Annotated in this window: 8 protein-coding genes and 1 rRNA gene (1 of these 9 running past the window's edge); 6 read left to right on the forward strand and 3 right to left on the reverse strand. The window is 64.6% G+C overall.

Going from position 1 to position 8054, the window contains the following annotated elements:
* Positions 1 to 158 precede the first annotated feature (158 nt).
* Positions 159 to 1181 carry an ABC transporter substrate-binding protein gene (locus OXU43_01825; GenBank protein ID MDD9823907.1) on the reverse strand — a complete coding sequence of 341 codons (1023 nt, stop codon included), beginning with the start codon at positions 1179 to 1181 and terminating at the stop codon, positions 159 to 161.
* A 151-nt stretch (positions 1182 to 1332) separates the two neighbouring features.
* On the opposite strand from OXU43_01825, the gene OXU43_01830 reads away from it, so the two are divergent.
* The 5 genes from OXU43_01830 (at position 1333) to purD (ending at position 5938) form a co-directional block, all read left to right on the forward strand.
* The gene (locus tag OXU43_01830; protein MDD9823908.1) at positions 1333 to 1455 is read left to right on the forward strand and encodes a hypothetical protein; all 123 of its coding nucleotides are present in this window, start codon (positions 1333 to 1335) and stop codon (positions 1453 to 1455) included.
* Between the two features lie 140 nt (positions 1456 to 1595).
* The gene (locus tag OXU43_01835; protein MDD9823909.1) at positions 1596 to 2318 is read left to right on the forward strand and encodes a zinc-ribbon domain-containing protein; all 723 of its coding nucleotides are present in this window, start codon (positions 1596 to 1598) and stop codon (positions 2316 to 2318) included.
* 346 nt (positions 2319 to 2664) lie between these two features.
* On the forward strand, positions 2665 to 2910 hold the full coding sequence (locus OXU43_01840) for a Fis family transcriptional regulator (GenBank protein ID MDD9823910.1): 246 nt from the start codon (positions 2665 to 2667) through the stop codon (positions 2908 to 2910).
* 69 nt (positions 2911 to 2979) lie between these two features.
* Positions 2980 to 4587, forward strand: coding sequence for a bifunctional phosphoribosylaminoimidazolecarboxamide formyltransferase/IMP cyclohydrolase (gene purH, locus OXU43_01845; protein MDD9823911.1), 1608 nt, complete (start codon positions 2980 to 2982; stop codon positions 4585 to 4587).
* A gap of 10 nt (positions 4588 to 4597) precedes the next feature.
* On the forward strand, positions 4598 to 5938 hold the full coding sequence (gene purD / locus OXU43_01850) for a phosphoribosylamine--glycine ligase (protein ID MDD9823912.1): 1341 nt from the start codon (positions 4598 to 4600) through the stop codon (positions 5936 to 5938).
* An 86-nt stretch (positions 5939 to 6024) separates the two neighbouring features.
* Here purD and hisH read toward each other — a convergent pair whose 3' ends face one another.
* Positions 6025 to 6672 carry an imidazole glycerol phosphate synthase subunit HisH gene (hisH, locus tag OXU43_01855; GenBank protein ID MDD9823913.1) on the reverse strand — a complete coding sequence of 216 codons (648 nt, stop codon included), beginning with the start codon at positions 6670 to 6672 and terminating at the stop codon, positions 6025 to 6027.
* Between the two features lie 11 nt (positions 6673 to 6683).
* Positions 6684 to 7277 (reverse strand): imidazoleglycerol-phosphate dehydratase HisB, encoded by a 594-nt coding sequence (gene hisB / locus OXU43_01860; GenBank protein ID MDD9823914.1) that lies wholly within the window; start codon positions 7275 to 7277, stop codon positions 6684 to 6686.
* 405 nt (positions 7278 to 7682) lie between these two features.
* Between hisB and OXU43_01865 the strand changes: the two genes are divergently transcribed.
* Positions 7683 to 8054: ribosomal RNA gene (locus tag OXU43_01865) — 16S ribosomal RNA — on the forward strand (its annotated part continues 581 nt past the right edge of the window); the annotation flags it as partial.

An 8054-nucleotide genomic window follows, 5' to 3' on the forward strand; every position in this document is an offset into this window, starting at 1 on the left:
CCCATAGTATCATGAACTGTAATGGCATATCTCTACGCACCGCCCGGTCAATACACTCATAATGCCGTTTTGTCAGTGCGGCTCTCTCACGGAGATATTTCGCTGCCATCAGTGCTTTTGCGACCTCCTCTATAATAGAGGCCCGAGAGGCCCGCCCGTTATTTTTCCCCGGCTGGCTCGCTGTTTTCCCCATGGGCCCGTTCCGCAAAAGAATTATCTACGGTCGCCTTGGCAGCGCTTTCGTCTTGCAAGTCTTCATTTGCGAGCCGAACAGCGATGGCCTTCTCCCAGCCTTCCGGGTCAATCAATGCCCTCCTTGGCATCGTGCCCTCGAGCAACATTCTGTCTATGGCGTTACTCACAATATTTTCGCTTAGCTCTGGGAACATACGTTGGGCGATCCTCTTCACCTCCCCCGGATTTTCGTGCGAAAATCCAAGTGCCGCATCAAGTGCATTCACGGCTTTCTGCACTAACTCCGGATCAGAGTCGCGTGTGGCTTCAAGCGTGTACAGGCCAGTTAAAAAGAACTTGCCGTAATGCTCGGGATACGAAAAAACCACTTCTGCGCCTGCCGCAACCGCCAGCGAGACGGTCGGTTCAAGCACCATTGCGATATCTGCGAGGTCCGCCTCAAGCATGGCCAGGAGGCCCCCGAAGGCGCCTTGAACCACCTTTGCATTCCCGACGATTTCTGCATTGTCTCGCAAGGTCTTGTTTATCAGGGCATAATTTGTGGAAGGGGCTGAATAGGTTGCAATGCGCAGATCTTTTAATTGAGACAGCGCGGTTATTTTCGAGCGATTTCTGGCCACGCCCCAAAACGGCGCACCCGATACTACCGTGCCCACAACGATGCCTGGTTGCCCCCTTTCCCGGGCAATGGCCGCAAATGTCGGGTCGGCCACACCGAACTGCGCCTGTCCGCTCGCGACTGCAGCAAAGGTCTTTTCATCGCCGCCGCCGTTAATCAGGTTCACTTTCAGCCCTTGCTCTTCGAAAAAGCCGCCTTCTATAGCGACATAGAGAGGCATATATATAAACACATGCCCGAACTGGGCGATGGTAATCTCCCTGAGCCCATCTTTTGCAGCGGGCTTTGCTCCGTCCTCTTCCTGACCGCAGCCGAATAGACCGCTGAGCAGCAGCAGAGAGATAGCGAAAATTACGAGTCGTTTCATAGTATTACTCCATATCACAGGCCGCGAAATCCACAGGGCGTGTATATAGTCAAGCAGAAATCGGGCCAGATTTTAAGAGGGGTTTATAGTAGAAAACAAGCGCCTTTAGTGCAGATACAGAGCCTTATAATGCACAAATACAGCACCTATAGTGCAGATATTTCTCCTGACGCCGTTGGAGATCGGCGCAGTGGTGCTCCATAATAGCCGGCGCATCCGCATCTCGCTGAGAGACGCCTGTCCGCACCGGGAGCGATTCCGAACCGTCGCTTGACGGTCGCTTGGCGCTTGGATGCCTCCTGGCCTCCTCCGAGCGCTGCTCCGGCACAAAGACACAGAACACCCGCACACCCGCTACCCTGGCGATGGGTTCTGCACTAGACTAGCCCGGCGGCCAGGGAAAGCGCCGCCGCCTTGATAACAACCATAGCGATGTACACGATCTGCCCGCAGTGCAAAAAGAAATTCCGGGTCCAGGCCGCACAGTTGACCGCCGCCGGGGGCGAGGTTCGCTGCGGCCTGTGCCGCCACCGCTTCAATGCCCTGGCGCAGCTGCACGACGACCCGTCTCCTGCCTACGAAACGCCCGAATACCAGGAAGCGCTGGCCGAGATCCTGGAGCAGGAATCGGAGGAACGGGGCCGTCCGTTCTGGCTTGTCGGGGCATTGCTGCTGGCATCGCTGCTGGCGCTACAGACGGGTTGGCATTACCGCAACGAACTGCTGACCCGCTACCCGATCCTGCTGCCGTGGGCGCAGCGCTTCTGCGACTGGAGCGGCTGCCTGGCGCTGCGACAGGGGGCGTTGCAGCCCGTGAAAGTGTTGCACCGCGATATCCGCTTCCACCCCTTCTACGAAGGCGCCCTCCTGGCCAATCTGGCCATCGTCAACCGCTCCTCCAGGCGGATCCCCTACCCGAACTTTCAGTTCCTGCTCCACGGGGAAGAAGAACAGGCGATCGCCTACCGCGAATTCGCCCCCCGCGAATACCTGGGCGGGGCGCAGGCGGGGCTTGCCGGGATGCCGCCCATGACGCCGGTACACGTCGTGCTGGAGCTGGCGGGGCCCGCCGCCCCGGTGCGGAGTTTCGAGATCGGCTTCGCTTACCCGCGCAATCTGGTTTTCTTCGCCCGGTAATGATACAGTGCCCGCCTCCCACGGATGGGGAAGAATTTGGGGACTGCCGGGAGATGCGGGAAGCGGTATCACGATCCGCGCACGCCAAAACCCGCAAGATGTACCGGGGAATCGGACGCTCACGGGGCACAAAATATTCGATCCGGTTCGCGCCGCCCGGTTTTCGGGGCGCGCGATCTCCAGAAAGCGCCGGCACCTGCCGGCGGTGGCGCCGCGTTTCGCGGCGGTTGGGAAGGTCGGCGTGGCAGGAATGACTAAGGGAATCGGTATCCCCCCGGAACGGAAGCGATCACGGGCCCCGCGCACAAAGGGCGATGCGCGCAAGGGTGGGCGGGCGCCCGCGCCGATGGATAACGGCGGGCGCCTGAGCGAGCAGGTACGCCATTCCCTGGAGACTTACTTCGACAACCTCGACGGTTGTCCCGCACACGACCTCTATCGGTTGGCGATGTCGCAGATGGAGCGGCCGCTGCTGGACGTGGTCATGAAACGCAGCGCCGGCAATCTGAGCCGCGCCTCCCTGGCGCTGGGCATCAACCGCGCCACCCTGAGAAAGAAGCTGAAAAAATACGGCCTGTTGCGCGCCGACTAGCCCGCCGCAAGAGGCGGGCCCGGCACCGGCACGGGAACCCCGCGCGAACCGAACGCCCCCGAGCAAGCATTGGACGAGCAAGCATTGGACGCAACTGCCGAAAATCGCTGCGCGAATTCTCCGGTAAAGCGCGCCCTGATCAGCGTTTGGGACAAAACCGGCGTGGTGGAATTTTGCCGCGGCCTGCGGGCGCTGGGGGTCACGCTGCTCTCCACCGGCGGAACGGCCCGGATGCTGGCCGAAAACGGGCTCGAGGCGACGGAGGTATCGGACTACACCGGCTTTCCGGAGATCATGGACGGGCGCGTAAAGACGCTGCACCCTCGCATCCACGGCGGCCTTCTGGCGCGGCGCGGCAGGGACGACGAACAAATGGCGGCGCATGGCATCGCGCCCATCGATCTGGTAGCGGTCAATCTGTATCCCTTCGAGGAGGTGGCCGGCAACCCCGAGCGCCGCCGGGAAGACGCCCTGGAGGCCATAGACGTGGGCGGGGTCTGCATGTTGCGGGCGGCGGCAAAGAACCACGACTTCGTGACCGTGGCCTCCGACCCCGGCGACTACCGTCCGATCCTCGAGGCGATGCAGCGCGATGGCGGCCGCACCGGCGCCGATCTGCGCCTGTCCCTGGCGCAAAAGGCATTCGCCCGCACCGCTCGCTACGACGGGGCGATCGCGAATTACCTGAGCAGCCTGGGCGAAGAGGGCCGCCACCATGCCTTCCCCCGCTATCTCACCTTGCAGTTCGCCAAGCTGGCCGACCTGCGCTACGGCGAAAATCCGCACCAGGCGGCGGCTCTCTACGGCAGCGAACGCCCCGTTGCGGGCACGGTGGCGGGCGCCGAACAACTGCAAGGCAAGCAACTTTCCTACAACAACATCATGGACAGCGATGCGGCGTGGCAGTGCGTCAACCGCTTTACCGAGCCGGCCTGCGCCATCGTCAAGCATGCCAACCCATGCGGCATGGCCGTGGCCCCGCAACTTGCCGAGGCGTACCGCCTGGCTTACGAGACCGACCCCGTGGCCGCCTTTGGCGGGGTTATCGCTTGCAGCCGCCACCTGGACCAGGCCACGGCGCGGGCCATCCTGGAGCGCCAGTTCGTGGAGGTGATCGCAGCCCCCAGCGTCGGCCAGGACGCCCTCGGCGTCCTCCGGGACAAGGAAAACGTTCGCGTCCTGGCCATGCAGCGATCGGATGCCGACGCGCCGCAGCTTGAGTTGCGGCGGGTCGGCGGCGGCCTGCTGGTGCAAGACGCCGACTGCATCCTGGCCACGCGGAAAGGCTGGCAGACCGCGAGCAAGCGGCGGCCGGACGAACACGAGTTGCAAGACCTGCTGTTCGCCTGGCGCGTGGTGCGCCACGTCAAGTCCAATGCCATCGTCATGGCCCGCGACGGCCGGACGCTGGGCATCGGCGCGGGCCAAATGAGCCGCATAGACAGCGTCCGCTTGGCCGTGAGCAAGGCCAGTGCCGCGGGACTGAAGCTGCAGGGCGCCGTCATGGCCTCCGACGCCTTTTTCCCCTTCCCCGACGGGGTGGAAGAAGCCGCCGCGGCAGGGATCCGGGCCGTGATCCAGCCCGGCGGCTCTCGGCGCGACGACGAGGTCGCCGCCGCCGCCGACGCACGCGACATGGCGATGATCTTTACCGGCATGCGACATCTGAGCCACTGAGTTGCGCCCCTTGCGCATCCTGGTCGTCGGCGGCGGCGGCAGGGAGCACGCCCTGGCGTGGCAAGCCGCCCGCTCGGAGCGGGTGCAGCGGGTATTCGTAGCGCCGGGCAATGCCGGCACGGAGGCGGAACCGAGAGTGGAAAACGTGGCCCTGGCCGCCGACCGCCCGGACGCGCTGCTGAAATTCGCCCGCGACGCGCGCATAGACCTGACGCTGGTCGGTCCCGAGGCGCCTTTGGCGGCAGGCATTGCCGATGCCTTCGAGGCGCAGGGGCTGGCCTGCTTCGGGCCCCGCCGCGCCGCCGCCGCGCTGGAGAGTTCCAAGATCTTCGCCAAAGATTTCTGCCGGCGCCATGGCATCCCCACCGCGGAGTACCGCTGTTTCCAGGAGCCGGAAGCGGCGGCCCGCCACCTGCGGCAGGCGCCCCTGCCCGTGGTGATCAAGGCGGACGGCCTGGCTGCCGGCAAGGGGGTCGTGGTGGCCCGGGAGCGGGAACAGGCCGTCACCGCCGCCGCGGACATGCTCCGCGGCCGCCGGCACGGGGAAGCCGGCAGGCGCATCGTGGTGGAAGAATACCTGCCGGGCACGGAGCTCAGTTTCATGGCCGTGACCGACGGGGAACACGTGCTGCCCCTGGCCACTTCCCGCGACCACAAGACCCGCGACGACGGCGACCGGGGACCGAACACCGGCGGCATGGGCGCCTGTTCTCCGGCGCCCGACTCGGACGCGGCGCTGGAACGCCGGGTTCTGGAGGAGATCGTTCTGCCGACAGTGCGCGGCATGGCCGGCGAGGGCCGCCGTTACCTGGGGTTCCTCTATGCCGGCCTGATGATCCCCCGCGACGGCAGCCCACGCTTGCTGGAGTTCAATTGCCGGCTGGGAGACCCGGAGGCGCAGGCGATCCTGCTGCGCCTGCGCAGCGACCTGGTCGCGCTGTGCCTTGATGCGCTCGCCGGCCGCCTGCACGGCCACGCGCCGGACTGGGAACCGCGGGCCGCCGTCGGCGTCGTGCTGGCATCCGCCGGCTATCCCGAACGAAGCGCGGCGGAGGAACCCATCCGCGGCCTGGAGACGGCGCCGCCCGAGGGCGCCAAGGTATTCCATGCAGGGACCCGCCGGCGGGAGGACGGTCAGGTCGTCACGGCGGGCGGGCGCGTACTGTGCGCCGCCGCGCTGGGGGAAGACATCGCGGGGGCCCGGGAATTGGCCTACCGGACGGCGGCGGGCATCCACTGGCCGGGGATGCACTACCGCCGCGACATCGCCGGTAACGGGGGCCCGGATTCGCGGCCGGACCAAGATAAAGCCGACCGGGACCGGAGCCGGAGAATCAATCCCGAGGAATAAATCTCGATATCGCGCGAGTCCCCGCGAGGGGGAGGCCCCCTGGCCGAATCGCGAATATCCGCTATGCGCCGCCTAATTGCGAGCCGCTAATCGCTCCCGTCCCAGGCCAGGAAGTTCCGTAGCAGCGTCATCCCGTCCCGCTGGCTTTTTTCGGGGTGAAACTGGGTGGCGAACAGAGACCCGCGCGCCGCCATGGAGGTGAATTCGACCCCGTGGCGGGATACGCCGCGGGTCGCCGTCTGGTCCTCCATCTCCACGTAGTAACTGTGCACGAAGTAAAAGTATGCCCCCGAGCGCAGGCCGCGCAACAGCGGGTGCTCGGCACGGAATTGCACGCGGTTCCAACCCATATGCGGCACCTTGCAGACCAGGCCGGCCTCGTCCCTGGCGGCGGCAGGGAAACGCCGCACGCGCCCGGCCAACAGCCCCAGCGCCGGGGTGCCGCCGTCTTCCTCGCTGTGTTGCATAAGCACGTGCATCCCCAGGCAGATGCCCAGAAAAGGCCGGTCCCCCAGACATTCGTCCAGCGCCTCGAACAGCCCTCTTTCCCGCAACCGCGACAGGCACTTGCCGATGGCGCCCTGGCCGGGGAATACCACCCGGTCGGCGGCCCGCAGCTGTTTGGCGCTGTCCGTAACCTCGACCCGGTCCCCGTCGCCGGCCACGTGCCGCAACACACGGGCAAGGGAATGCAGGTTCCCGGTCCCGGGATCGACGATGGCGACGCGTTGCAAGCCGGCGGCGCCTAAAGTTTCCCCTTGGTCGAGGGCAATCGCTCGGCCAGGCGCGGATCCGGTTCCACCGCCATCCGCAAGGAGCGGCCGAATGCCTTGAAGATCGTCTCGGCGACATGGTGGGCGTTGCGCCCGCGCAGGTTGTCTATGTGCAAGGTGACCCGGGCATGGTTCACGAAACCCTGGAAAAACTCGCGGATCAGATCCGCATCGAAGGTGCCGATGCGGGGGCGGGGGAAATCGGCGTAGTAGTGCAACCCCGGCCGCCCGGAGCAATCCAGCACGACCCGCGACAGGGCCTCGTCCAGAGGCACGCAGGCATGGCCATAGCGCCGAATCCCCTGCTTGTCGCCAAGGGCGGCGGAAAAGGCCTGGCCCAAAACGATCCCGACGTCCTCCACCGTGTGGTGCGCGTCCACCGCCAGATCGCCCTTGGCACGGATCTGCAGATCCAGCATCCCGTGGCACCCTACCTGCTCCAGCATATGCTCCAGGAAAGGGATGCCCAGAGCCAGCTCCGCGCTTCCCGAGCCATCCAGATCCAGTGTCAGCTCTATCTGCGTCTCGCGGGTCTCGCGCCGCACCGTTTCCCTACGCGCCGTCATGTTTCCTTTGTCCCCCTCCGTTCCTCGCCGCCTGCCTTTCTTTGCCATCCCGCACCCCCATCCGCGCCCCCATCCTGCGCCGGGCGCGGCGCGGGCGCGCATATTGACGCGCATAGGATAACCATAACCGCGCCCGTTGGCGAAAACGGCCGGGGACCGCCGCAATAGCAATAGTTGACCTTCGCCGCACCGGTGGTATAATTTCGCCATCGATCGGGGGGTCCTTAACCGGATTCCCCGCAGGTTCTTTAAAACACAAAAAGCCAAGTCAGAACAATCTGTGTGGGCGCTCGCGTCTAGGGGGCTGGTGCATCGCTACGGCGACAAACGGTTGACAAACGGGCTTCGCGCCCGGCGATGCCGCAAGTCGCCGGCAGAATGCTGCCTCCAGGCAGCGAAAGCCTTGAACTGAAGAGTTTGATCCTGGCTCAGATTGAACGCTGGCGGCATGCCTAACACATGCAAGTCGAACGGTAACGACGAAAATGAACCCTTCGGGGCGATTTTTCGGGCGACGAGTGGCGAACGGGTGAGTAATACGTAGGAATCTACCCAATAGTGGGGAATAACCCGGGGAAACTCGGGCTAATACCGCATAAGCCCTACGGGGGAAAGCGGGGGACCTTCGGGCCTCGCGCTAATGGATGAGCCTACGTCCGATTAGCTTGTTGGCAGGGTAACGGCCTACCAAGGTTATGATCGGTAGCTGGTCTGAGAGGATGGTCAGCCACACTGGGACTGAGACACGGCCCAGACTCCTACGGGAGGCAGCAGTGG

Source organism: Gammaproteobacteria bacterium (genome assembly GCA_028817255.1).
GTDB classification, from domain to species: domain Bacteria; phylum Pseudomonadota; class Gammaproteobacteria; order Porifericomitales; family Porifericomitaceae; genus Porifericomes; species Porifericomes azotivorans.